Here is a 25,827-nt window from a genome sequence, read left to right as displayed (position 1 = left end):
CCGCGGCCTTGAAGCCGGCCGCGCGCCTGCGCCGGCGCGAGCCGGCGTTCGAAGGGCAATGGCCCGAGTCGATCCCGCCGCTGCTGCAGCGCATCTACGCCGCGCGCGGCGCGACCTGCCTGGAGCAGGCGCAACCCAAGCTCGCGCAACTGTTGCCGCTCGACGGCATGCTCGGCCTGGACAAGGCCACCGAATTGTTGGCCGACGCCATCGCCGCGGATCGCCACATCCTGGTGGTCGGCGATTTCGACTGCGACGGCGCCACCGCTTGCGCGGTCGGCGTGCGCGGCCTGCGCATGCTCGGCGCGAAGCGGGTGTCGCATGCGGTGCCCAACCGCATCGTGCACGGCTACGGGTTGTCGCCGGCGCTGGTCGAAGAACTGGCGCTGCTGCAACCCGATCTGCTGGTCACGGTCGATCACGGCATCGCCTGCCACGCCGGCATCGCGGCGGCGCGCGAGCGCGGCTGGCAAGTGCTGGTGACCGATCACCATCTGCCCGGCGACGCGTTGCCGCCAGCCGACGCCATCGTCGATCCGAATCAACCGGGCGACGCCTTCCCGAGCAAGATGCTCGCCGGCGTCGGCGTGATGTTCTACGTGCTGCTGGCGCTGCGCCGGCGCTTGCGCGAGGCCGGCGCGTTCGGCGCCGGAAACGGCCCGGATTTGAGCCAGTTGCTCGATCTCGTCGCCGTCGGCACCGTCGCCGACTTGGTTCCGCTCGACGCCAACAATCGCGCCCTGGTCGCCGCCGGCCTGCGCCGTTTGCGGGCGGGACAGAGCGGCGCCGGTTTGCGCGCGCTGATCGAAGTTTCGCAGCGCGATCATCGCCGCCTCACCGCCGCCGACATCGGCTACGCGCTCGCGCCGCGGCTCAACGCCGCCGGGCGCCTGGAAGACATGGCGCTGGGCATCGAGTGCCTGCTCACCGAAGACTCGCGGCAGGCGCGCGAGATCGCCGCCACGCTCAACGAGATCAACGCCGAACGCCGCGCGGTGCAGCAGCAGATGACCGACGAAGCCGAGCGCGCGTTCGCGCGCGTGGCCTTCGATCCGGCCGCCGCGCCGCTGGCGCCGTGCCTGTTCGACCCCGACTGGCATCCCGGCGTGGTCGGCTTGGTCGCGTCGAAAATGAAAGAGCGGCTGCACCGCCCGGTGATCGCGTTCGCGCCGGCCGAGCCCGGCAGCGATCAGTTGCGCGGATCGGCCCGCTCGATTCCCGGTTTCCATATCCGCGACGCGCTGGCCGACGTCGCCGCGCGCCATCCCGAGTTGATCGAACGCTTCGGCGGCCACGCCATGGCCGCCGGCCTGTCGCTGCACCGCGACGCGTTCGAGCCGTTCCGCGACGCGTTCGACGCGGTCGCGCGCGCCGCGCTGACCCCGGAACTGCTGCAGGCCGACGTGCTCAGCGACGGCGCGCTGGCGCCGGCCGAGTTCGACCGCCGCCACGCCGAATCGCTGCGCGACGGCGGGCCGTGGGGGCAGGGCTTCGCCGAGCCGCAGTTCGACGGCGAGTTCGAGGTGCTGTCGTGGCGGGTGATCGGCGAGCGCCACCTCAAGCTGGAACTGGGCTGCGCCGGCCTGCGCCTCAACGCCATCGAGTTCGGCGGCTGGGACGGCAACAAGCCGCCGCCGTGGGTGCGCATCGCCTATCGCCTGGAGCCGGACGATTATCGCGGCGGCGAAGCCGTGCAGCTGATCGTCGTGCATCGCGAAGCGCTGTAACGCAAGTTAGCCGCCTGTAACCGCCCGGTCACGCCCGGCGCGTGAATGCGGGGATTTTTGAACCGTGGGCTAACGATTCTTGACGCGCGTAGCGCCGTCGCGACGCAAGTCGCGACGGCCGCGTGCGCGCCCGGATAGACTGGCGGACACTCTTCCCCCGGAGTTTTTCAGCATGTGCGGAATCGTAGGAGCGATCGCCGATCGCGATGTGGTGCCGGTCCTGATCGACGGCTTGAAGCGTCTGGAATACCGCGGTTACGACTCGGCGGGCATCGCCGTGTTCGACGGCTCGACGTTGCGCCGGGTGCGCCGCACCGGGCGCGTGGCGGAGATGGAGGCGGCGGCGCAGGCGGAAGCCTTCAGCGCGCAGATCGGCATCGGCCACACGCGCTGGGCGACGCACGGCGGCGTGACCGAGGCCAATGCCCACCCGCACATCAGCTTCGGCGAACTGGCGGTGGTGCATAACGGCATCATCGAGAACCACGACGAGCAGCGCGAGCGGTTGCGCGCGGCCGGCTACAGCTTCGAGTCGCAGACCGACACCGAAGTGATCGCGCACCTGATCCATTCGTACCTCAAGCAAGGCCACGACCTGCGGGTGGCGGTGCAATCGGCGGTGCGCGAACTGGTCGGCGCTTACGCGATCGCCGTGGTCAGCCTGAAGGAGCCCGGCCGCTTGATCGCCGCGCGCATGGGCTGCCCGCTGCTGGTCGGCCTGGGCGAGGGCGAGAACTTCGTCGCCAGCGACGTGTCGGCGATCGTGCAGGCCACGCGCCGGGTGATCTTCCTGGAAGAAGGCGACACCGCCGAAATCACCCGCGCCGCGGTGCGGGTGTTCGACGCGCAGGGCGTCGAGATCGAGCGCGAGGTGCATCTGTCGGACGTGTCGCTGGCCTCGCTGGAACTGGGCCCGTACCGCCACTTCATGCAGAAGGAAATCCACGAGCAGCCGCGCGCCATCGCCGACACCATCGAGGCGGTGATGGACAACAACGGCTTCAGCGCGTCGCTGTTCGGCGCCAAGGCCGAAGAGGTGTTCGCCGAGGTCGAAGGCGTGCAGATCCTGGCCTGCGGCACCAGCTATTACGCCGGTTTGACCGCGCGCTACTGGATCGAAGCCATCGCCGGCCTGCCGTGCCAGGTCGAGATCGCCAGCGAATACCGCTACCGCGCGGCGGTGGCGAATCCGAAGCAGCTGATCGTGACGATTTCGCAGTCCGGCGAAACCCTGGACACGATGGAAGCGCTGAAGTACGCCAAGTCGCTGGGCCACCAGAAGACCTTGTCGATCTGCAACGTGCCCGAGAGCGCGATCCCGCGCGCGAGCCAGCTGGTGTACTACACCCGCGCCGGCGCCGAGATCGGCGTGGCCTCGACCAAGGCGTTCACCACCCAGTTGGTGGCGCTGTTCACCCTGACCGCGACCCTGGCCAAGCTGCGCGGCGCGCTCAGCGACGAACAGGAAGCCGAATACCTCGACGCGCTGCGCCACCTGCCGGGCAGCGTGCAGCACGCGCTGAACCTGGAGCCGCAAGTGGCCGGCTGGGCCGAGCGTTTCGCGCCCAAGCACCACGCGCTGTTCCTGGGCCGCGGCGTGCATTACCCGATCGCGCTGGAAGGCGCGCTCAAGCTCAAGGAAATCTCCTACATCCACGCCGAGGCGTACCCGGCGGGCGAGCTCAAGCACGGCCCGCTGGCGCTGGTGGATGCGGCGATGCCGGTGGTGGTGATCGCGCCGAACGACAAGCTGCTGGAGAAGGTGAAGTCGAACATCCAGGAAGTGCGCGCGCGCGGCGGCGAGATGTTCGTGTTCGCCGACCTGGACAGCCACTTCGGCGAATCCGATCAGGTCCACGTGATCCGCACCCCGCGCCATGTCGGCGTGCTGTCGCCGGTGGTGCATGCGATTCCGGTGCAGTTGCTGGCGTACCACGCGGCGTTGGCGCGCGGGACGGATGTGGATAAGCCGCGCAATTTGGCCAAGGCGGTGACGGTCGAGTAAGCGGCTGGGCGCCGCGGGCCGATGGCTCGCGGCGCTTTGGTTGAAGGCAAAGTCAAAATGGGTTCCGGCTTTCGCCGGAATGACGGGGTGGGAGGTTGTCGGCGATGAGTAGCCGATCTTCTTTCCCTGCATCATTGGCGCTTTAGTTGAAGGCAACGTCGAAATGGGTTCCGGCTTTCGCCGGAATGACGGGGTGGGAGGTCCGCGGCGACGAGTAGCCGATCCTCTTTCCCGCCGTCATTCCGGCGAAAGCCGGAACCCATTTTGTTGTTGCTTCCGCGCCGGCGATGGCGGGTGTTGAGCAGGCGGAGGTTTCAGCCGAACGTCGCAGCCAACAACCCCGCGTACTCGCGCAACGCCTGCGCGCTGTCGTCCAACGCGCGCTGCGAAGGCGACCACGGCTCGCCCGCCGGGGAGGCCGCCGGCACGTCCGGCGCGAGCGGCAGCGCCGGCAGTCCGGCGCGCTCGAACCATTGCAAGGCGCGCGGCATGTGCAGCGCCGAGGTCACCAGGATCGCGCGCTTCCAACCATGATCGAGCGCGATGCGCGCGCAGCGGTCGGCATTGCCGCGGGTGTCGCCGCTGAGGTCTTCCAGCACCAGCGCCTCGCGCGGCACGCCGAGCTTGAGCAAGCTTTCGGCCATGATCTTCGCCTCGCTGACCCCGCGCGTGCTCGCGCTGGGCCCGCCGCTGAGCAGGATCATGGGCGCGCGTCCCGCATGCCACGCGCGCGCGGCCGCGGCGACGCGGTTGCCCGCCAGCTCCGGCGCGTTCGCGTCGCCGCCGTCGAATCCGCTCACGCGGCCGATGCCGCCGCCGAGCACGACGATCACGTCGGCCTGCGGCAGGCCTTCGGCGCTTTGGCCGAGATAGCCGCGTTGCAGCGAATCGCGCAGCGCATCTGCGGCGGCCGGCATCGACCACAGCAGCGACCACGCCAGCGCCAGCGCGCCGAGCGCGAACGCGCAGCGGCGCCAGTGCAGCAGCCAGATCAGCGCGGCCAAGCCCAGCGCGACGGCGCTGGCGTTGAGCGGTTGGGTCAGCCAGGAAGCGGCGAGGGCGGCGGACATGGGCGCGTCACTCCGAAGAACGCAGCAAGCCGTGCGCGCCGTCGTCGTCGACCAAGCGCGCCAAGGCGTCGGTCATCAGCCGCGCCTGCCGGTCGCGCGAGTACGCCGGCGCGGCGGCGAGGCTGGCCTCGCGCAAGCGGCGCATGCGTTCGGGATCGCCGGCGAGCGCGGCGATTTCCGCCGCCATCGCCTGCGCGTTCTCCGGCGCAACGCACACACCGCAGCCGGTGCTTTCGACGATGCGCACCGCTTCGCCGCGCGGCAGCGACATCAGCGCCGGAATGCCCATGCCCATGCCTTCGAACAGCTTGGACGGAATCACCGAGGCGAACACCGAGGTGTCGCGCAGCGGGATCAGCGAGAGATCGCACAGGCTCCACAGCTTGGGCATCATCTCCTTAGGCTGGCGCGGAATCATGCGCACGTTCGGCAGCGCGCGCTCGGCCGCCATCTGCTCGACCCGCGCGCGTTCGGCGCCGCTGCCGGCGAAGAAGAACACGATGCGCGGGTCCTCGCGCAACAGTTCGGCCGCCTCGATCACCTTTTCCAGGCCATGCGCCATGCCGTGGGTGCCGAGATAGCCGACCACGAAACGGCCGTCCAAGTCGTACTGCTTGGCCATCGCCTCGTCGCGTGCCGCCGGCCGGTACCGCTGCAAGTCCACGCCGTTGAGCACGACATGGATCTTGTCGGCGTCCACGCCGCGATGGATGAGCTCCTCGCGGAACGACTGGGTCACCGGCACGATCGCGTCGGCGCTGCGGTACAGGAACATTTCGAGCTTTTCCAACACCCGGATCGCCGCGCTGCGCTTCATCGCGCCGACCGCGGTGATCGAAGCGGGCCACAAGTCGCGCAGCTCGAACACGAACGGCCGCCGCTTCAGCCGCGCCAGCGCCCAACCGCCGAGCGCGCAGAAGAACTGCGGCGAGGTCGCCACCACCACGTCGTGGCGGCGCTCGAACAGCCCGGCGAAGGTGCCCGCGGCCATGAAGCTCAAGTAATCGAGGGTGCGCTTGAGAAAGCCTTCGTTCGCGGTGATGTAGGTCTTGACCCGCACCACGCGGATGCCGTCCAGGGTTTCCACGCTGCGCCACGCGTTGCGATAGCCGGGGAACAACTTGCCTTCCGGGAAGTTCGGCGCGCAGGTGATCACCGTGACCTCGTGGCCGGCGCGCACCCAGCGCACCGCGTGCTCGTAGGTGCGGGTGGCGGGCGCGTTGCCTTCGGGCGGGAAATTGTCGGTCAGAAACAGAATGCGCATGGCCTCAATGTCCCCAGTCCAGCACCAGCGTGGCGGTGCCCACGCGCGGGTCGAGCGCGGTTTCGATCACGGTGCAAGCACGGCTCAGGCCGAAGCCGGGATGAAAGCGGCTGGGCACCAGCGCGTCGCCGGCGGCTTCGCTGCGCCAGCGCAGGCTCACTTGGCCGTCGTCGCTGCGAACCTCGTGGCCTTCGGCGCCGAAGTCCGGATGCACGCGCAGCCGCGCCACCGCTTCGCCGAAGCGGCCTTCGATCCGGTCCTCGATGCGCAGCCCGCGCGGCGTCAGCACCCAGCGCCGGCGGTGCAGCGGCCGGCCCTTGAGCCGGCGATAACCGTTGTGCGCGGCGCTGAGCCACAGCGATTCGCCTTCGCGACCCTGCGCGACCGCGCGCGGGCGCGCGCGCCGGGCCACGCGGAAGCTGCTCCACACCTCGGAGGAGTCCTCGCCGTCGATCTCGACCGTGTTGTGCGCGGCGGTGCCGCGCTGCCACAGCCGCTCGGGATCGATGTCGTAACGCGAGATGCCGGCGTTGACCAGCACGCGCCGGCCGCGCAGCGACAGCTCGAAGCTCAGGGTGTCGGCGTGGGCGTGGCCGGGCAGGTAGTCCGGGCCGATTTCGCCGACGTCGCAAATCAGCACCGCGTCGCCGTTCTGCAGCCGCGCGTAACCCGATTGCGGCAGCAACTGCAGTGGCTCGCGCGAGGCCGGCGGCGGCTCGATGCCGAGCGCGCGGGCATAGTCCTGCAACTGCGCGAGGGTCGGCGCGATGCCGTGCGCGGCGTCGTTGAAGAAGGCGATCTCGCCGTCGGGATGGGTCATCACCGCCAGCCACGCCAGCATCGAACGCGCCTTGTCGCGCCAGTTCTGCACGTCGCGTTCGGGGAACGCGCCGGGATAGACCAGGGCCAGCTGCGCCAGATCCAGCAAGTCTTCGAGCAGGATCGCGTGGTACATCGGGCTGCGTTCGAAATGGCCGCCGTCGGCGAGGATCTGCTCGTCGATCTCGGTGCGCAGGCCGAACAGGCCCAACTCGCGCCAACGCACCGCTTCGGAGCCCTCGAAGAACGCGCCGGCGAACAGCAGCGCCTTGTAGTTGGCCCACAGATGGTTGCCGAGCAGATGCCGTTCCAGCCGGCCGCGCAGGAACCGCACCTGGGTGGCGAGGCTGTCGAGCGCGGTCCGCGCGCGCGCGGCGTCGCCGAACAACTGGCCGCCGCAGCGCCATTTGATCCAGTTGACGATGCGCAGCGACAGGCAATACGGCTCCCAACCGTTGCCGGCCGGCGGCGGATTGTCGGCGATCCAGCGCGCGATCAAGTCGCGGTGCCAATGCTCGCGCGAGGCCGCGCCCTGCGCGTTGAGATCGTCGAAGTAGTGCAGGTTGTACAGCCACAGCTTCGGCAGCCGCACGCTGTTCCAATCGTTGGCGCCGACTTCGTGCTCGTCGTTGAGGAAACGGAAGCGCGTCGGCCCCAGCATCGAAGCGGCGCGCTCGCAGGCGATCCAGCCGCGCTCGAACGCAGCCATTTGCGGCGCCGGCGCGTGCGCCACCCGCGGCCGGTGCAGGCGATGCCAGGCGCGGCCGTAGATCTGCACCGGGCGCAGATGGCGCACGGTATGCCACAGCCGCGGCAGGCGCGTGGCCAGACTCATGCAACCGGCTCCGGGCGGCGGGACATCGTCATACCGACGCGTCCAGTTCGATGGTGACGCGCGCGACCTCGAAGATTTCCTCGGCCGGAATCGGCGCCGCGGCCTCGCCGCGCGCGGCGCGCATGAAGGCTTGCGCGCACGCGGCCTGGCCCTTGTCCTGGCTCCACAAGTTCATCTTGTTGAAACCCGGCCAGCCGTAGCCGCGCAGCTTGCGGAAGTTGTCCAGCGCCAGCACGCGGCCGGCGGCGAACACTTCCAGGCGCTCCTTGGGGAAGCTCTTGTGGCCGTTGGCGAGGTAATGCACGGTGCCGAACGAGCCGTCGGCGAAGCTCAGATTGAAACTGACCCGGTCGCTGCGGATGCCGACGCCCGGCACGTTGCCGACCGCGGTGAGCTGATGGCCGACGATCGGCGCGCCGGCGAGGAAGCGCAGCAGATCGACGAAGTGGCAGGCCTCGCCGATCAGGCGGCCGCCGCCGGCTTGCGGGTCCTGGGTCCAATGATCGGCCGGAATCGCGCCGGCGTTGACGGTCATGACGAAGCTCTTGGGCTCGCGCACGCCGGCCAGCAGTTGATGGATCTTCTGCACCTGCGGCGCGAAGCGGCGGTTGAAGCCGACCATCAGCACCGGCGGCGGGCCGTACACGGATTGTTCGCCGTGCGCCTTCTCGATGGTCTGCAGCTCTTCCATCGTCAGGCACAGCGGCTTTTCCACGAACACGTGCTTGCCGCGGCGCAGCGCCTTGAAGGTCAGCTCGGCGTGGCTGGCGTGCTGGGTGGCGATCACCACCGAACCCACCGCTGGATCGCGCAACACCGCGCTGGTGTCGGTGCTGGCGTGGGTGAAGCCGTATTTCTTGCCGAAATGGACGCTGCCGACGCCGTTGTTGGTCACCACGGTGTGCAGGCGCGCGCCGGCCTTGGCGAAGGCCGGGATCAGCACGCGGCCGGCGTAGTTGCCGGCGCCGATGAAGGCCACCGCGTTGCGGTCGGTCGCCTCGCTGTTCTCGCGCACCGCGGCCGCGACCGGCAGCGGGATGTGGCGGCGGATCAGATGATCGGCCATTTCCTCGCCGCGCCCGTAGTCGAGCACGATGCCGAGCGAGGGCTCGCCGCCGCCGAGCACGCCGTAGGCGGCTTCGGCCTGGGCGATGGGGTAGCGGTGCGAGACCAGCGGCTGCACCTGCACCGCGCCGGCGGCCATCATGTCCAGCACCGCCTCGAAGTTGCGCTGCTCGGTCCAGCGCACGAAGCCGACCGGGTAATCGTTGCCGCGTTCCTCGTAGGACGGGTCGTAGCGGCCCGGGCCGTACGAGCACGAAACCTGGAACGACAGTTCCTTCTCGTAGAAATCCGCGCGCGACAGTTCCAGGCCGGTGACGCCGACCAGGACGATGCGGCCGCGCTTGCGGCACATGTGCGCGGCCTGCGAGACCGGTTCGTTGCTCTTGCTCGAGGCGGTGATGATGACCGCGTCGACGCCGCGTCCGCGCGAGAAGCCGTGCGCGGCGGCGACCGGGTCCTCGCCCTTGGACAGATCGACGGTTTCCGCGCCGTAGCTGCGCGCCAGCGCCAGCTTGGCCGGATCGAAGTCGATGCCGAGCACGCGGCAGCCGTGCGCGCGCAGCAACTGCACGGTGATCAGGCCGATCAAGCCCAGGCCGGTGACCACGACGGTTTCGCCGAGCGTGGGCTGGACCAGGCGGATCCCTTGCAGGCCGATGGCGGCGAGCACGGTGAACGCGGCGTCTTCGTCGCCGACTTCGTCGGGAATCTTGGCGCACAGATTGACCGGCACCGCGACCACTTCGGCGTGCTTGCCGTTGCTGGCGACGCGGTCGCCGATCTCGAAGCCGGTGACGCCGGGGCCGACGCCGATGACGGTGCCGACGTTGCAGTAGCCCAGCGCGAGCGGTTGATCGAGCTTGCTGCGCACCGCGTCGAGGGTGGTGGCGAGGCCGTCGGTGCGGACCTTCTCCAGCACCATGCGCACCTTGTCCGGCTGTTGGCGCGCCTTCTGCAGCATGTTGGCCTTGCCGAACTCCACCAGCATGCGCTCGGTGCCGGCGGACACCAGGGTGACGTGGCTGCGGATCAGCAGATGCCCGCGGCGCAGCGCGGGGGCGGGGACGTCGGCGACTTCGGTGCTGCCGTCGCGCAGGTTTTGCAGGACTTGTTGCATGGCGGTTCCGGTGCTTCGAGGCGGGGGATGGGGAGCGCTCAAGGGCGCGACGCGGGGCGTTGCTGCGCGGGGGCGCTGGGCGCGGATCGCACGCGGCTGGACTGGATGAAGCTGCGGGTGACCGGCACCCAGTCGCGTTCGCCGCCGCTGACGCGCTTGCTCCAGATGACCGCGCCGTCGGCGGCGCGGTGCAGCTGGTCGAGCTGGAATTTCCAGTAGTCCGAGGCGACGAACTCGCCGTCGCGCGGGGTCTTGTCGTGGTACTGCGGCCACACGAACGGCAGCACCGGCTTGGACGGATCGAGCTTGCGCGAGGCGGCGATCATGTTGTCCATGCGCCGGCGCCAGCGGTCTTGGTCGTCGTCGACGGTGTAGAGCGAGGGGAAGAACGCGTCGACCGATTTGGCCAGTTCCTTGCCGCGCACCGGGTCGTTCTTGTCGATGGAGCCGGGGAAGCCGTAGTAGCCGAGCTGGCGGCCCGGCGCGGCCTGACGCGCCCAGCGCGCCAGGGTCTGCAGCTTGCCGAGGTTGGTCGCCGACAGCTCCGGATCGCGCGAGAGATTGATGTGCTCGAAATCCAGCACCAGCGGGCCGGGATTGGCGAGGCTCGCGCGCACCGCGTCCTTGAAGCGCTTTTCGTCGGGCATGACGCCCTTGGCCAGTTCCGGCAACTGCGGCTCGCCGAGCAGGTTGGAGCGGGCGATGTCGAGATTGCCGTCGTTGCCGTCGGTGTACTTGGTGTTGTTGTAGAGCTTGAAGTCGCCGGCCTGCGCGGGCGGCAAGGCGGCCAGCGCGAGCAGCGAGAGGGCGAGGGTCAGATGACGGATGTTCATGGACGCAGCTCCGCGCATTCGGCGATCACCCGCGCCATCGCCGTGTCCCAGGCTTCGTAGCGCAGCTGGCGCAGGCCGTTGCGGCGCGCGTCGAGCAGCGAACGGTCGGCGTCGATGCGCAGCAACTCGCGTGCGAGCTGCGCGCCGTCGCCGTAATCGGCGAGGAAACAGGCTTGGCGCTGTTCGAACGGCGCCGAGGTGAACAGACCGGGGTTGGTGAAGAACGGGATCTCCAGCGCCGCGCAGTCGAACCATTTGTTCGGCTCGGCCAGGCGGTTGATCTCCAGCGCCGGGTCGTAGAACGCCAGCACCACGTCGGCGCCGAGCAGCATCGCCAGCGCGTCCTCGTTGCTGACGATGCCGCGATAGCGCTCGCCGAGCAGTTCGGCCAAGCGCTGCGCGTCCTCGCCGAGCAGGCGGCCGGCGCCGACGAAATCGACGCGGCCGGCGCAGGCCTCGATGGCTTCGCGCATCATCTTGGCGCCGCGCTCGGGCGAGATCAGGCCGCTGATCAGCACGCGCAAGCGGCCGTCGCGCGGCGGCTGCGCAGCGACCAGGGCGCGCGCGCGGGCGATGGTGTCGGTGTGCGGGGTGTTGCGGACGATGCGCACGTTGTCGGCGTCGTTGCCGTCGGCGCGCGAGGCGCCCGGCACCACGTGCAGCGCGGCGCGGCGGCCGACGAAGCGTTCCAGGGTTTCGATGAAGCGCTTGACCGGCGCCGGCCACGCGTAGCTCTTGGACAGCTTGTCGCGGTCGAGGAACACGTAGCTGCAGCGGCGCACGCACGACACCAGCGCGCAGGGCAGGGCGGCATCGAGGCGCGAACAGAAGTACACGCCGGCGCGCGGCTGGAAGAACACGCGCACGCTCAGCCACAGCACCCACAGCGCGTAGCCCAGCGCGTTGACCGCACCGCCGCCCCAGGAGCCGAAGCTCAGCAGCACGCGCACCTTGGGCAGATCGCGGGCTTGCTTGTCGCGGCTCCAGATCCAGAACTCGTACGGCACCTGCGCGCTGTCGAGCACCTTCGACAGCTTGGCGAGGTACGGGTTCTTCAGATAGGGATTGCCTTGGCCGAGGATGATGGCTTGCATGGGAGCAGGGGATTCAGGGGAATGAGGGGATTGGGGAATGGGGGGCGTTAGTGGGCGAGGGGTTGCGGGGCGGCGGGGCGGCGCTGCGCTTGGGGAGCGGTGCGCAGGACGAAGGCGGTGGACAGGGCGTAGAACACGCATAGGTAGAGTTCTTTGGGGCTGGTGATGTCGCCGCTGAACATGGCGTTGGCCAGCGAGTACAACGACAGCGCGCACAGGAAGGTCGCGACCAGATCGCGGCCCTGGCTGCGCTTGGCGCTGCGGTACAGGCGCACGATCGCGAACACGATCAGGGCGAAGAAGAACACGGTGAAGATCAGGCCCGGTTCGATCAGGGTTTCGATCAGCAGGTTGTGCGGGTAAGGCTGCAGCGCGCCGCTGGCCTCGAACGCGCCGAAGCCTTTGCCGAACAAGGTGTCGCGCAGCATTGCGAACGACACTTCGTACAGATTCATGCGCAGCACGTCGCTGCCGCTGTAGTTGCTGACCACCAGGCTCGCCAGGCGGTCCTTGATCCCGTCCGGCGCCATCACCGCCGCGGCCGCGCCGAGCAGCACCACGGCCAGTCCGGCCGCCCACACCTTGCGCGAGAGCAGCAGCGCGCCGCGGTTGGTCAGCACCAGCAGCACGCCCAGGCCGAGCAGCAGCGACAGGATCGGGCCGCGCGAGCCGGCCAGCACCAGCGCCGCCACGCACGGCAGGATCAGGGCGATGCGCAGACCGCGCCGATGGGTGTCGGTGAGCAGGCGCCAGGCCAGGAACATGATCGTGGTGCCGGCCGCGCGCGCGATCCAGATCGGATTGCCGTCGCCCTGCATCAGGCGCTGCGCGCCGGTGTCGGCGCCCTTGTTCATCGCCAGCGCGGCCACGCTGAGCACGAAGCACAGCGCGACGTAGATCTTGACGAACTGTTCGGCCGCCGCGCCGCGCAGCACGAAGCAGGCGCAGTAGGCGCAGAACACCAGGATCAGATAGAACTTGAGTTCCTTGGGCCGGTGGCCGATGTGGGTGTCCAGGTACGAGATCTGCGCGAACGCGATCAGACACACGATCACCGGCAGCAGGCAGGCGAAACGGTTGAGCCCGCTGTAGGACAGCGACAAACCGCCGAGCACGATGGTCGCGGCGATGGCCGCGTACTGGACCAGATCGGTGTCCACGGCGAAGAACACCGAGGCCCAGCCCGACAGCAGGAACAGCCCCAGACACGCCGGGGCCGCCAACAGCTTGGGCGCGGGTATCCGCATCGTCGGCTCCGGCCTGGGTCCGCTCAGCCCGCGCGCGCGCCGGCGGCGGCCGCGTGGGCGAGCGCGGCCTGCTTCAGCGCGGCTTGCTCGACCGGGCTCACGCCCGCGCCGCGGGTCGCGCGTTCGACGTACTCGGCCACCGAACCGACCACTTGGCCCGGATTGCCGACCACGATGCTCAGCGGCGGAATCGTGCCGCGCACCACCGCGCCGGCGCCGACGATGCAGCCCGCGCCGATGTCGGCGCCGGGCATGATGATCGAACCGGTGCCGATGAAGGCGTGGCGGCCGATGGAGATCGGCTTGATCCGGCCTTGCGGCTTGTCGAACTTCAGCCCCAGTTCCTTCGCCACGGTGTGGATCGCCCAATCGTGGGTGAGGATGCGCACGTTGCTGGAGATCGTGCAGCCCTTGCCGAGCCTGATCAGCGAATAGTCGGTGCCGTCGAACCAGATCTTGGCCGACAGATAGTTCGGCCGGTCCTCGATCTGCGCGCCCTCGGAGCGCAGGAACCAGGCGTACAGGCGCGTGACCAGACCGGGCTTGATGAACCAGCCCAGGCGGATGAGGCTCAGCACGACGGCTTTCTTGAGCAGGCGGAAGGCTTTCATGGGCTTGCTCCTAGCGAGTATTGCTTTGCGCCGCGGACCAACGCAGTTCGCGGCGGTTGCAGGTGGCGAAAACGATGAGTTGCACGGTCGAGGCGATGGCGTAGGCGATGGCCACGCCGGTCGCGCCGGCGCCGAGCTTGAGCGCCAGCGCCGCCGCGCCGATCAGGCTGGCGGCGAAGGCGGCGTTGCCGATCAGCAGCACGCCGGGCCGGCCGTCGGCGGTGGCCTTGCGCATCAGGATCGTCGTCGGCGCGGTCGCGACCGCAGACAGCAGCAGCCATTGCAGCGGCACGATGGCTTGCGCATAGGCCGGCGCGAACTGCGCCACCGCGATCGGCGCGGCCATCGCCAGCACGCCGGCGATGCAGGCGGTGACGATCACCAGCAGCGCGATGGATTGGCGCAGGGTGGAGGCCGCTTCGTCGCGCGCGCCGCGCACGATCGCCGAGGACAGCATCGGCAGCGCCGCGTTGGCGACCACGCCCATGCCGAACAGCAGGATCGAGCGCGCCTGATTGCCGAGCGCGAAATGGCCCAGTTCCTCGTCGCCGTGCGCGCTGTGCGCGAGCATCGCCATCGACAGCCAGATCGCCGGCATGGTCAGCAGGCCCGACAGCGACGACGGCAGGCCCAGGCGCCAGACCACGGACCAATCCTCGCGCGTGGTCGCCGACCACGACAAGCGTTCGCCGTGCTCGCGCCGGTAGCGGCGCAGCACGCGCTCCTGACCGATCACGATCAGCCACTGCGCGGCGATCGAGCCGTACACCGCCCAGCCGATGTCGCGCTGGGTCGACGCGCCCCACATGATCGCGAACACCACCGGCGCGGTCAGCAGATTCGCCACGGCCTGCTGCTTGACCTTGTGCAGCGCCAGCGCGACGCCGTTCTGGATCGCGCCGACGAAGCCGGTCAGCACCAGCAGCGAGGAACTGGCGTAGACCACGGCCAGATCGCCGGAGCCGCCGAGCTTGACCGCGAGCGGGTACGAACACGCCAGCAGCAACGCGGCGAACACCAGCGAGGCCAGCAGCGCCGAACCGTAGGACACGGTCAGCGCGGCCGACACGCGTCCCTCGCCGGATGCGACCGCCTCGGCCACGATCTTGGTCGCCATCTGCCCCAGGCTCAGCGCGCAGAACGTGGTGAACAGCAGCGCGGTGGTCTGGATCAGGGTGAACTGGCCGAACGCCGCCGGGCCGAGGTAATGCGCGGCCGCGAGCACGCCGGCGAACAGCGCGCCGCGCGAGGCCATCGCGCTGACCGCCGACAGGCTGGCGGTGCCGATCAGACGCCGCATCATCGTGCGGGGCTTCCGTGGTCGGGCCTGGAACCGGGCGCGATCGCGCTCAGGTCCAGATGCCCTTGGTGTCGACGATCTTGATGTGCTTGGGCATGGCGTGTTCCTTGAAAGGTTTGTGATCGACCAGCAGCACCGCGATGTCGGCCTCGCGGCTGGCGGTGGACAGGTCGGAGAGCACCACGTTGGGCGCGTTGAGCTTGGCCGGCAGGACTTCGATGTGCGGCTCCACCGCCAGCACCGGGCCGGCGTGGCGTTGCGCGAGTTCGACCGCGATGCCGAGCGCCGGGCTTTCGCGCAGGTCGTCGATGTCGGGCTTGAACGCGAGGCCGAACACCGCGATCTTCAGGTCCTTGTCTTGCTTGCCGGCGGCCTTGGCCTCGGCGATGGCGGCGTCGATCTTGTCCATCACCCAGCCCGGCTTGCCGTTGTTGACCTCGCGCGCGGTGCGGATCAGGCGCGCTTCGTCCGGCGCGCTGTCGACGATGAACCACGGGTCCACGGCGATGCAGTGGCCGCCCACGCCCGGGCCCGGTTGCAGGATGTTGACGCGCGGATGGCGGTTGGCGAGGCCGACCAGCTCCCACACGTTGATGCCGAGCTTGTCGCAGATGATCGACAGCTCGTTGGCGAAGGCGATGTTGACGTCGCGGAACGCGTTCTCGGTGAGCTTGCACATCTCGGCGGTGCGCGCGTTGGTGACGATGCACTGGCCGCGCACGAAGCTTTGGTACAGCTCGGCGGCGCGCTGCGAGCAACGCGGGGTCATGCCGCCGATGACGCGGTCGTTCTCGACCAGTTCGCGCATCACCTGGCCCGGCAGCACGCGCTCGGGGCAGTGGGCGACGTTGACGTCGGCGGCTTCGCCGGCGTGTTGCGGGAAGGTCAGATCGGGACGCGCGTCGGCCAGCCACTGCGCGAGCTGCTCGGTGGCGCCGACCGGCGAGGTCGATTCCAACACCACCAGATCGCCCTTTTGCAGCACCGGCGCCATCGCCTTGGCGGCGGCCTCGATGTAGGCCAGATCGGGCTGATGGTCGCCCTTGAACGGCGTCGGCACCGCGATCAGATACGCGTCGGCGTGCTCGGGCGTGGTGCTGGCGCGCAGGAAACCGCCGGCCACCGCCGCGCGCACGGCTACGTCGAGGTCGGGTTCGACGATGTGGATCTCGCCGCGGTTGATGGTGTCCACGACCGAGGCGGTCACGTCGATGCCGATCACGCGCTTGCGCACGGCGGCGAAGGCGGCGGCGGTGGGAAGGCCGATGTAACCCAGGCCGATGACCGAGACGGTGTCGAAACTCATAAAGGCTCCAGTGGTCCTCCGTGGGGGAGGCATTGCTCAGGGATGCATGAACCCGCGCCGCCGCGCCCGGGTCGGGCGCAGGCGACGCGGGTGGGGGATCAAGCGGCCAGCAGCGAGTCTTCGCGGCGGAACTGCGCCAGCGCGGCGACGATGCGCTGGCACGCCAGCCCGTCGCCGTAGGGGTTGTGGGCGAAGCTCATCGCTTCGTACGCGGCGCGGTCGGTCAGCAGGCGGCTGATGCCGTCGCAGATCAGTTCGCGGTCGGTGCCGACGAGCTTGACCGTGCCGGCGGCCACCGCTTCCGGGCGTTCGGTGGTGTCGCGCATCACCAGCACCGGCTTGCCCAGCGACGGCGCTTCTTCCTGGATGCCGCCGGAGTCGGTGAGGATGATGTACGCGCGGTTCATCAGGTACACGAACGGCAGGTAGTCCAGCGGCTCGATCAGATGCACGTTGGCGATCCCGCGCAGCACGCGGTTGACCGGCTCGCGCACCTGCGGATTCAGATGCACCGGGTAGACGATGTCGATCTCCGGGTGGCGCAGCGCGGTGTCGCGCAGCGCTTCGCAGATGCGCTCGAAGCCGCCGCCGAAGCTTTCGCGGCGGTGGCCGGTGACCAAAACCACTTTGCGATCTTCCCGAAGGAATTCGAACTTAGCGTCGATGTCGCGGCGCAGCTCCGGCGTGCGTTCGATCCGCAGCAGCACGTCCTTGAGCGCGTCGATCACGGTGTTGCCGGTGATCGCGATGCGATCGTCGGGGATGCCTTCCTCGCGCAGGTTGCCGCGCGACAGCTCGGTCGGGGCGAAGTGGATCGCCGCCAGCGCGCCGGTGAGCTTGCGGTTGGCTTCTTCCGGCCACGGCGAGTAGAGATTGCCGGTGCGCAGGCCCGCTTCGACGTGGGCGACCGGAATCTGCTGGTAGTACGCGGCCAGGGTCGCGGCCATCGTGGTCGAGGTGTCGCCGTGGACCAGCACCACATCGGGCTTGAGCTCGGCCAGCACCGACTTCATCCCGGTCAGGATCGCCGTGGTGACGTCGGTGAGGTCTTGCTTGGGCTTCATGATGTTGAGGTCGAAGTCCGGCTGGATCTCGAACAGCTGCAGCACCTGATCGAGCATCTGCCGGTGCTGGCCGGTCACGCACACGCGCGCGTCGAAGCGCGGGTCTTGCGCGAGCATCTTGGCCAGCGGCGCCATCTTGATCGCTTCGGGACGGGTGCCGAACACGCACAAGGTCTTGATCGCCGGGCCGCCGAGCTGAGCCGAGGCCGCGGCCAGCGGCGGCAGCGGGGCGAACCCGCCGGCGCCGGCCGCTTCGCCGTGAGCGCTGCGCGCATAGGCGGCGCCGCCCGCGTTGCCCGCTGCCGCCGGTGCGGAATCGCGCGCGCCGCGGCCGCTGCCGAGCGGCGCTTGCGGCGCGAACTCGAGCTGGCGCGGCGGGCGCGGCAGCCAGTCCGGCAGCTTGTTGCGGTCGCCGCTGCTCAGGGTCAGCGAGTACAGGCCGAGCATGGCGAAGAACGCGATCAGGCCGAGCAGGATCGGCAGATGGCGCAGCGCGTAGCCGATGGCGACGAAGGCGCAGGCCAGCCCGACGATGGTCAGCAACGCGGTCTTGGGCGAACGCTCGCGGTCGAGCAGCAGGTAATGCAGGTGCTGGCGGTCGGGCTTGAACGGCGACAGGCCGCGGCGCATGCGCCGGTACATCAAGTTCAAGGTTTCCAGCAACGGCAGGGCGATGCACCACACCGCGTCGGCGGCGTCGATGCGGGTCGGGCCGCGCTGGCTCAGATAGATCAGGCTCCAGGCCATGACGTAGCCGATCAGCATGCTGCCGGCGTCGCCCATGAACACCTTGCGTCCGTTGATGCCGCCGAGATTGACGAACAAGAACGGCAGCAGCGCGACGAACAGCAGGGCCAGACTCGGCAGCGCGCCCTTGTCGAGCACGTTGCTGCGGTCGAACAGGAAGATCGCGCCGATGCACACCAGGGCGATGCTGGCGGCGAGTCCGTCGATGCCGTCGAGCATGTTGAAGGCGTTGATCGTGCCGACCACGGCGATCACCGTGACCGGAACGCCGAGCCAGCCCAGATGGATCGGGCCGGTGCCGAACAGATCGCCCAGGTCGTCGAGCCATACGCCGCTGCCGGTGACCATCAATCCGACCGCGATGGACTGCACCAGCAGGCGCACGCGCACGCTCAGATCGCGCGAGTCGTCGAACGCGCCGAGCGCGACGATGAGTCCCGAACTGGCCAGCAGGCTCATGGTGTAGCGGTCGCCCAGTTGCAGGTACAGCGCGCCTGCGAGCAGACCGAGGAAGAAGCTGATCCCGCCGACGACGGGGATCTCGCCCTTATGTTGCTTGCGCGCGTTGGGACGATCGACCAGGCCGAGCCTGGCGGCGCTGGGATACAGCGCGCTCATCGACAACGCGGTGACGGCGACGCTGAGCGCGCCCGCAATGACGAATTGTTCTTTCATCATGACCGTTGTTTCCAAGGTAAGTCTTCGGTAGACCCATCCGACGACCGCCCCCTTCGGTCAATGCGTGTGTTGTGGCGCCCTCAGGCGCCGGTCCGCGATGGCCGCCGGACGTCGCGATGCGCCGTCATCCGGTGCGTCGCCTGTGCGTTCGCGCTTGCGTTGCGAACGCGGAAAAAACATTGCGGTGTTTCTCGCCGGGAATCTTCGCTTCGCTTGCGCACTCTCGGCGGACGGCATCGTGCCACTCCTGGATTGCGAAATACTGTGCGCTCGTAAGTCGTTTGCGGATGGGATTCAGGAAACGTGAGTGGTTGCGCGATTGCAACGAATCGGAAATTTTCCGATGTCGACTCGAACGGTTGACATCGCATTGCGCATTCGACGCGGAAGGCAAAATTCCCGCTAATTTGCGTGATTTCGCGTGTGCGTATACGGACGCGCGGACGCCCGCGCGAGAACGCGCGCGTCGTGCGCGGAGCGGTCGATTCCGTTCGACGGCGATGGTTGCGATGGAAATGATCATCGGCTTTCCTCTCGCGAAAACGAAACTTGCTTGTGCGTCGGCGCGGTCAGGCGCCGGAGCGGTACTCGTAGCCGTAGGCGTAGTGGGTGTCGTGGCGGCGCTCCACCGCGTTGAACACCGCGCCCTTGAGCTCGATGCCGTTCTGCTCGAAGCGCTGCACGGCCAGGGCGAGTTCCTTGGCCGGATTCAGGCCGAAGCGCACCACCATCAGCGCGGTGCCGGCGTGGCGGCCGATGATGGCCGAGTCGGTCACCGCCAGGATCGGCGGCGTGTCGACGATCACCAGATCGTATTGCAGCGCGGCGGTTTTCAGCAGCAGGCCCAGTTCCGGCCGCATCAGCAGCTCGGACGGATTGGGCGGCGCTTCGCCGCGCGGAATGAAGAACAGGTTCTCGATCGGCGTGCGCCGGACCGCGGTGGCCACGTCGATGCGGCTGGCGAGCAGGTCGGACAAGCCGTTGCGCGGATCCTGGCCGAGCACCTTGTGCAAGGTGCTGCGGCGCATGTCGCCGTCGATGAGCAGCACGCGCTGGCCGCCCTGGGCGATGGTCGCGGCCAGATTGGTGGAGACGAAGGTCTTGCCGGCGCCGGGACTGGAGCCGCAGATCATCAGCACGTTGTTCTGCGCTTCCAGCCGCGCGAAGTGCAGCGCGGTGCGCAGGCTGCGCATGGCTTCGATGGCCAGATCGTTGGGGGCGTCGAGCGCCAGCAGATGCGGCTTGCCGTTGTTGCCGTTGGCGCGCAGCTTGCGGCCGGCCTTCTCGTGATCGCGCTGGTAGGCGCTCATCGGAATCGAGGACAGCACCGGCAGGCCGATCTGCTCGATCTCCTGCACGTGCTCGACGCCGCGGTTGAGCATCTGCCGCAGGAACACGTAGGCCACGGCGAGGAAACCGGCGAGGAAAGTGCCGATGGCGACGGCCAGCGCGCGCTTGGGCTTGACCGGCTGGCTGGTGTCGACCACCGAGCGGTCGACCACGCGCGCGTTGCCGACCGTGCCGGCGCGGGCGATGTCGAGCTGCTGGGCCTGATTGAGCATGTTGGTGTAGGTGAGCGTGGTCACCTGCACCTCGCGGGTCAGCCCGATCAGTTCCTGCTGGGTCTGCGGCAGGGTGCCGATGCGGTCGTTGATCTTCTGCTTGCTCGCTTCCAACTCGCCGATCTGCGCCATCAAGGCCTTGTAGGCCGGATGCGCGGGCGTGTAGCGGCGAGTCACCTCGGCCTGCTGCAGGCGCAGCTGCGAGATGCTGGTGTCGAGCGAGACGATCTGGTCGAGCAGCGACTTGGCGTCGAGGGTGATGTCGACGGTGTGCGCCTGCGTTTGGTACTGGGCCAGGGTGTGCTCGGCCTTCTCCAGATCGCGGCGCACGTTGGGCAATTGCTTGTTGACGAACTCCAGGCTGTTGGCGGCTTCGGCGGAGTTGCGTTCGATGTTCTGGCGGATGTACTGGCGGGTGATCGACTCCAGCGTGGCCTGGGCCAGGACCGGATCGCCGAGCTCGTAGCTGAGCTGGATGATGCCCGAGTCCTTGGCCTTCTCGCTGGCGGTGAGGTTGTTCTGCAGCGCGGCGATGATGCCCAGCTGCGAGAGCTTGGTCACCTCGAAGCGCATGCCCGGATTGGCGAGCAGGCGTTCGACCTTGAGCTTGGCGCCGCCGCCGACCGCGAGTTGGCCGGCGTCGCCGCCGAGCAGGCGCTGATCCTGATCGTCGAGCAACTCGTAGCTGCCGCCGGGGCCGGCGATCAAGGTCAGCGGCTTGCCGAGCAGGTCGTCTGGCACGTCGAGCTCGGCGATGTCGAGGGTTTCGCCGCCCCAGCCGTAGCGGTTGAGGCCGAACCACGGCGAGGCGACTTCGTTGCCGGTGGACGGCTGAAAGCGGCGCGCGATCGCCGCGCCGATCAAGGGGAAATGCGCGGGTTCGACTTGCAGATCCAGCTGCAGATCGGCGACCGCCTTGCCCAACACCGTGCGCGACGTCAGCAGCGACATTTCGGTGACCGCTTGCGGCGCCGAATCGGTCAGCGCCTGCGACACCGCGGTGAGGCCGGGCAGGGTGGGCGTCTTCGACTCCACCTGCACCATCGCGTTGGCTTGATACACCGGCGCGGCCAGCAGCGCGTACGCCGCGCTCAGGCCGAAGCCGAGCGCGGTGACCGCGCCGATCAGCCACTTGTGATCGAACAGCGTGCCCAGCAGCGCGGCCAGATCGATTTCGTCGTTGCCTGCGTCCTGGCGCGCGCCGGACGTGGTGGTAACTGCCGCCATTGGGGGGAGGGCCTTGATTGAGTGGAGCGACGCGTCCGCCTCGCCCGGTCAGGGGCGAACGGCCGCGCCTTGGAAAGACGCGCTCAGCGGCGCGCGCTCAGAAATACGCCTTCCAGCGCTTCACGCCCGAATCGATGAGTTCGTAGGCGCGCTCGAAGGCTTCGCGCGATTGCCGGTAGGGATCCGGAATGCTGGTGTTGTCCAGCCATTTGCCTAGCAAGTAGGTTTTTCCTCTCGCGTGTGGGGTCAGACGGAGCAAGGCCTCGCTGTGCCAAGGTTCCATCGTCAGTACCAGATCGGCCGCGTCGATCATCGAGCGGTCTATCTGGCGTGCGACATGGGATTGCCCACTCAATCCATGTCCGGACAGCACGGCCTGTGCTGTGGCGTCGATCGGATGACCGGCCAGGGCTTTGAGCCCGGCGGACGCGACCGTTACGTTTTTCAACTCGTGGCGCAGCAACGCTTCCGCGGTCGGACTGCGGCAGATGTTGCCGACGCATACCACCAGAACATTTCGGAACACACGTAAAACCTGTGGTTTGAGCCGTCTTGCGCTGCGTTGTGCGCCGTGCCGCGACTCCGCCCCCCGACGGACCGCGACGAGGCGGCAATGTATAGATCAGGTCATGACACGGTCAACACGAACGCCGCGCGCATCGAGCAAGTCGTGACGAGGATCACTCCGCCGCTTGTCGTTTTGTTCAAGCACTGCGCGTTTTACCCAGGGTTTCATCGCGGACGTTAAAAAAAAGTTCCCATTGCGTTGTCGTTGGCACGCATCGTGCATCCGCGGCGATGCGTAGTTCTAACGACAGCTGTATCGATGCGCCGCCATCGGCGAAACGTGATGCGATTCCGCTCCGCATGCGTGAAGCCACGCGCATGTGCTGGCTATACTGCGCGGCACGGGGGCTTGACCATTACTTACTGCGCGACGCTCACGACCCCCATGCCGCAATTCCGCATCGACGTTTCTCCGCTGTCCGCCGTCGCCGCCTTCGCGGCGCGGCCGCGCCGATGCGCATCGGGCGTAGCGGTTCCGCACGAAACCTTTTTCCCGCCGGCGCCGCACGCGCCGTCCGCGCCGATGCGCGGCGGCCGCGCCGGTCCATGCCCGCGCGCCGCCTCGCGGCGGCCGCGGCGCGCTCCCTTCGTGTTTCCGCTTTAGAGACTCTTTCCGCATGATCAAGATTTCGGGCGTCGCGGCCTTGGCCGCCATCGTCGGACTCGGCGGCTGCGCGCTCGCGCCGGGCCAGTTCATTTCGCCCGGGCAGTTCGCCCGCAGCGGCCTCGCCCAGGACGGCCACATCGAAATGGTGGCGATCACGCCCGAGTTCCTGTCCGCGCAGGAGCGGGTGGAGACCTCGGTGCCGATCGAATTGATGTCGTACCAGCCCGAGGCGTACCGCATCGGCCGCGGCGACACCTTGTACATCACCATCTGGGACCATCCCGAGCTGACCTCGCCCGCGGGCACGCAGCAGCAGACCGCGGCCAACGGCCGTCTGGTGCGGCCCGACGGCACCTTGTTCTATCCCTACGTCGGCATGATCCGCGCCGAGGGGCTCACCATCGAGGAGCTGCGTTCGCAGATCACCTCGCGCATCGCCCATTACGTGCAGAGCCCGCAGGTCGATGTGAGCATCATCGATTACGGCAGCCAGCGCGTGACCTTGCAGGGCGCGTTCGTCAAGACCGAGCGGCAATCGATCACCGCCACGCCGCTGACGTTGGCGCAGGCGATCGGCGCGGCCACGGTCGATCCGATCCGCGCCGACCTCGCCGGTTTCGTGCTGACCCGCGACGGCCGCCAATACCACCTCGACCTCGACGAGCTCAACCGCGGCGGTTCGGTCGCCAAGGACATCTACCTCAAGGCCGGCGATCACCTGTTCCTGCCCTACAACGACCGCAAGGAGGTCTATGTGGTCGGCGAGGTGGTGCGTCCGCAGGCGATGACCTTCAAGACCACCGACCTGACCCTGACCCAGGCGCTGGGCCGCGCCGGCGGGCTCAATCCGCTGACCGCCAAGGGCGATGCGGTGTACGTGATCCGCGGCGTGGAGAACCTCAAGAACCAGCCCGCGCAGATCTTCCACCTCAGCGCCAAGTCGCCGGCGGCGTTCGCGCTGGGCAGCCAGTTCCATGTGCGCGCCGGCGATGTGGTGTTCGTCGGGCCGGCCGGCGTGACCCGCTGGAACCGCTTCGTCAACCAGCTGTTGCCGCTGTCCAACATCGTCAACAACGCCGCCAACACCCAGGACCTGCTGGACCGCTGACCGCGGGGCGGCTTTGCGGCGTGTGTCGTCCCGGGCGAGCGCCGCCCGGCGGCGACGCGCGCGCTGCTGCGGCGCGCGCTTGTCTGCTAACTTGGCCGCCTTGCGCCGAACACGTGCGCGAAAGGGAGCGGCGGGACTTGGAAGGCGATCACGCACAACTGCGCACGGCCGGCGTCGACCTCGGCGGTCTGATGACCGTGCTGGGCCAACATCTGTATTCGACCCCGCTGGTGGCGCTGCGCGAGCTGGTGCAGAACGCGCACGACTCGATCGTGCGGCGCCGGCTCGAGGACGCGGCCGCGCCGGCCGCGCCGCGCATCACCGTCGGCGGCGATCTCGCCGCGCGCACGGTGCGGGTGACCGACACCGGCACCGGCCTCACCGACGCGGAGATCCACCAGTATCTGGCCACGGTCGGCGTCGGCTACACCCGCGGCCTGCGTCAGGCCGGCGCGGGCGAGGACGAGCTGATCGGCATGTTCGGCCTGGGTTTTTTGTCGGCGTTCGTGATCGCCGAGCGGGTCACCGTGCACACCACCTCGTACCAGCAGCCGCAGCGCGGCTGGCGCTATCAGTCCAGCAACGGCGAGCAGTACACGCTGACTTCGGCGCCGGCGCGCGAGGTCGGCACCGTGGTCGAACTGCTGCTGCGCCCGGAACACGCGCGGCTGGCCGGCGAGGACTATCTGGCGCGCGTGCTCGGCCGTTACTGCGCGCTGCTGCGCGTGCCGATCCATATCGGCGGCGCGGCCGAGCCGGTCAACCCCGAGCCGCCGCCGTGGCGCGATCCCGACGCCGGCGCCAGCGAGCATCCGGTGCAGGCGCGCAAACGCCAGCTGCGTTTCGCCAGCCGCTTCGAATCGCAGTTCGAGCCGATCTGCGCGCTGCCGGTGGCCGCGCCCGAACACGATCTGCGCGGCCTGCTGTGGGTGCAGGACGGCGGCACCTACGGCAACAGCGACAACCGCAATCTGTCGGTGTTCGTGCGCGGCATGCTGCTCGACGACGACGCGCGCGAACTGCTGCCCAGTTGGGCCGGTTTCGCCGGCGGCGTGGTCGAATCCAGCCGGCTGATGCCGACCGCCAGCCGCGAAGACCTGCAGCGCAACGACGCGTACCGCGTCGCCCAGCACGCCATCGCCGAGGCGCTGATCACCGGCTTGGCGAATCTGGCGCGCGAGCAGCCCGAGGCGTGGCGGCGGATTCTGGCGCGGCACAACGAGGCGCTGCTCGGCGCCGCGCTGAGCGATGCGCGCTTGTTCGAGCTGCTGGCGGCCGAGGTGCGCATTCCCAGCTCGCACGGCGAGTTGCGCGCCGGCGCGCTGCGCCGCGATGGCGTCATCCACGTCGGCCTGGGCAGCGGCGGTTTCGAGGACATGCTGTTCCGCATGCTCGGCGTTCCGGTCGCGCGCGGCGACCGCTACGCGGTGCTGCCGTTCCTGCGCCAGTGGACCCAGCGCCACGGCGGGCGGCTGATCGAGATCGGCACCGAGCAAGGCAACCGCCAACTGTTCACCGAACAGCCGCTGCCGGCGTCCGAACTGGATTGGCTGCGCGAGGTGCTCGGCGACGGCGAGCGTTTGGTGCCGGCGCGGTTCGCTCCGGCCGAACTGCCGCTGATGGCCGTGCCCGACCGCGAGGCCGAGCTCAAGCGCCGGCTCGAGAGCGACGAAGCCGACAAGCGCATCTCGATGACCGCGCTGCGCTTGGTGCGCGGCTTCACCGCCGGCATCGACGGTTCGGCGCCGGCGCGTTTGTACGTCAACCTCGACAATCCCGCTATCGTGGCCTTGCTCGAGGTCGCGCGCCGCGATCCGGCCGCGGCGCTGCCGGCGGCGCGGTTGTTGCGCGCGGTCAAGCAGTTGATGGACAGCCACAGCGAAGCCGACGGCCAGGGGCCGCGCCTCAACGGCGCGCTCGCGGCCATCGGCGAAAGCGCGCTGCGCTTGTTGCCGCAGTCCGCGGCGTCTTGAT

General features: G+C 68.8%; 17 protein-coding genes. 4 read left to right on the top strand and 13 right to left on the bottom strand.

What is annotated here, in order from left to right; translation table 11 throughout:
- Positions 1–8 precede the first annotated feature (8 nt).
- Both recJ and glmS read left to right on the top strand, forming a co-directional pair.
- Complete coding sequence (gene recJ, locus J5226_RS18375) at positions 9–1,727, top strand: single-stranded-DNA-specific exonuclease RecJ (protein ID WP_215835951.1); 1,719 nt, start codon at positions 9–11, stop codon at positions 1,725–1,727.
- A gap of 172 nt (positions 1,728–1,899) precedes the next feature.
- A complete protein-coding gene (gene glmS, locus J5226_RS18370; RefSeq protein ID WP_215835943.1) occupies positions 1,900–3,732 on the top strand; it encodes a glutamine--fructose-6-phosphate transaminase (isomerizing) in 1,833 nt (610 codons plus the stop codon).
- Positions 3,733–4,046: 314 nt separating this feature from the next.
- Here the strand turns inward: glmS and J5226_RS18365 are convergent, their stop codons facing one another.
- The 13 genes from J5226_RS18365 to J5226_RS18305 all read right to left on the bottom strand — a co-directional run bounded on the left by J5226_RS18365 (position 4,047) and on the right by J5226_RS18305 (position 22,097).
- Positions 4,047–4,802, bottom strand: a complete 756-nt coding sequence (locus J5226_RS18365; protein ID WP_215835941.1) for a YdcF family protein — start codon at positions 4,800–4,802, stop codon at positions 4,047–4,049.
- Between the two features lie 7 nt (positions 4,803–4,809).
- The gene (locus J5226_RS18360; protein ID WP_215835940.1) at positions 4,810–6,066 is read right to left on the bottom strand and encodes a glycosyltransferase family 4 protein; all 1,257 of its coding nucleotides are present in this window, start codon (positions 6,064–6,066) and stop codon (positions 4,810–4,812) included.
- A 4-nt stretch (positions 6,067–6,070) separates the two neighbouring features.
- The gene (locus J5226_RS18355; protein ID WP_215835934.1) at positions 6,071–7,720 is read right to left on the bottom strand and encodes a heparinase II/III family protein; all 1,650 of its coding nucleotides are present in this window, start codon (positions 7,718–7,720) and stop codon (positions 6,071–6,073) included.
- Positions 7,721–7,748: 28 nt separating this feature from the next.
- Positions 7,749–9,902, bottom strand: a complete 2,154-nt coding sequence (locus J5226_RS18350; protein WP_215835932.1) for a bi-domain-containing oxidoreductase — start codon at positions 9,900–9,902, stop codon at positions 7,749–7,751.
- A 38-nt stretch (positions 9,903–9,940) separates the two neighbouring features.
- The gene (locus tag J5226_RS18345) at positions 9,941–10,735 is read right to left on the bottom strand and encodes a hypothetical protein (protein ID WP_215835926.1); all 795 of its coding nucleotides are present in this window, start codon (positions 10,733–10,735) and stop codon (positions 9,941–9,943) included.
- Entirely contained in the window at positions 10,732–11,829 is a 1,098-nt protein-coding gene (locus tag J5226_RS18340; protein WP_215835925.1) for a hypothetical protein, read from the bottom strand. Before J5226_RS18340 ends, J5226_RS18345 begins: the two co-directional genes overlap by 4 nt.
- A 47-nt stretch (positions 11,830–11,876) precedes the next feature.
- Positions 11,877–13,076 carry an O-antigen ligase family protein gene (locus tag J5226_RS18335; RefSeq protein ID WP_215835924.1) on the bottom strand — a complete coding sequence of 400 codons (1,200 nt, stop codon included), beginning with the start codon at positions 13,074–13,076 and terminating at the stop codon, positions 11,877–11,879.
- A gap of 23 nt (positions 13,077–13,099) precedes the next feature.
- Positions 13,100–13,687 carry an acyltransferase gene (locus J5226_RS18330; protein ID WP_215835923.1) on the bottom strand — a complete coding sequence of 196 codons (588 nt, stop codon included), beginning with the start codon at positions 13,685–13,687 and terminating at the stop codon, positions 13,100–13,102.
- Positions 13,688–13,697: 10 nt separating this feature from the next.
- Positions 13,698–14,990, bottom strand: coding sequence for an oligosaccharide flippase family protein (locus J5226_RS18325; RefSeq protein WP_215835922.1), 1,293 nt, complete (start codon positions 14,988–14,990; stop codon positions 13,698–13,700).
- Positions 14,991–15,036: 46 nt separating this feature from the next.
- A complete protein-coding gene (gene wecC / locus J5226_RS18320; protein ID WP_215835921.1) occupies positions 15,037–16,293 on the bottom strand; it encodes a UDP-N-acetyl-D-mannosamine dehydrogenase in 1,257 nt (418 codons plus the stop codon).
- A gap of 98 nt (positions 16,294–16,391) precedes the next feature.
- Positions 16,392–18,782: a UDP-N-acetylglucosamine 2-epimerase (non-hydrolyzing) gene (gene wecB, locus J5226_RS25590; protein WP_215835920.1), complete on the bottom strand. Its 2,391-nt coding sequence runs from the start codon at positions 18,780–18,782 to the stop codon at positions 16,392–16,394.
- A 569-nt stretch (positions 18,783–19,351) separates the two neighbouring features.
- On the bottom strand, positions 19,352–21,571 hold the full coding sequence (locus tag J5226_RS18310) for a polysaccharide biosynthesis tyrosine autokinase (RefSeq protein WP_215835919.1): 2,220 nt from the start codon (positions 21,569–21,571) through the stop codon (positions 19,352–19,354).
- 97 nt (positions 21,572–21,668) lie between these two features.
- A complete protein-coding gene (locus J5226_RS18305) occupies positions 21,669–22,097 on the bottom strand; it encodes a low molecular weight protein-tyrosine-phosphatase (RefSeq protein ID WP_215835907.1) in 429 nt (142 codons plus the stop codon).
- 658 nt (positions 22,098–22,755) lie between these two features.
- Here J5226_RS18305 and J5226_RS18300 point away from each other — a divergent pair.
- Positions 22,756–23,853, top strand: coding sequence for a polysaccharide biosynthesis/export family protein (locus J5226_RS18300; RefSeq protein ID WP_215835890.1), 1,098 nt, complete (start codon positions 22,756–22,758; stop codon positions 23,851–23,853).
- 137 nt (positions 23,854–23,990) lie between these two features.
- Complete coding sequence (locus J5226_RS18295) at positions 23,991–25,826, top strand: ATP-binding protein (RefSeq protein ID WP_255322848.1); 1,836 nt, start codon at positions 23,991–23,993, stop codon at positions 25,824–25,826.
- Position 25,827: the final 1 nt, after the last annotated feature.

The sequence above is a fragment of the Lysobacter sp. K5869 genome, from assembly GCF_018847975.1.
In the GTDB taxonomy this organism is placed as follows: domain Bacteria; phylum Pseudomonadota; class Gammaproteobacteria; order Xanthomonadales; family Xanthomonadaceae; genus Lysobacter.
Note: the sequence above shows the minus strand (reverse complement) of the source record. Positions and strands in the feature narration are given on the sequence as shown.